Annotated in this window: 1 protein-coding gene; it reads right to left on the reverse strand. The window is 58.1% G+C overall.

Annotated features, from left to right (window positions below; translation table 11 throughout):
* Positions 1-72: 72 nt before the first annotated feature.
* Positions 73-279 (reverse strand): fluoride efflux transporter CrcB (crcB, locus tag KZZ07_RS26830; RefSeq protein ID WP_219520003.1); only part of this gene is annotated, 207 nt, incomplete at its 5' end.

Consider the following 279-nt stretch of genomic DNA (forward strand, 5'->3'; position numbering starts at 1 on the left):
GCCAGGCGGTCCGCTACGTCCTGAAGGTTGCTACGTAACAGTTTGGAATCGAGCATGTCGGTCTCTCGTTTATCAAAGTTTGGTCAAGGACAGGCCAGCCCAAGTGGCGAGCAGCCCGCCGAACACGCTGATGCCCAGGTAACCGAAGGCTACCAGGGCCTGCCCGCTTTCCAGCAGGCGCAGCGTATCCAGTGAAAAGGATGAAAAGGTCGTCAGACCGCCTACAAAGCCGACAATCAAGCCGGCCCGAATTTCAATCGGCACTTCCGGGCGCAACAG

It is taken from the genome of Mameliella sp. CS4, from assembly GCF_019392335.1.
Classification (GTDB): Bacteria; Pseudomonadota; Alphaproteobacteria; order Rhodobacterales; family Rhodobacteraceae; genus Antarctobacter.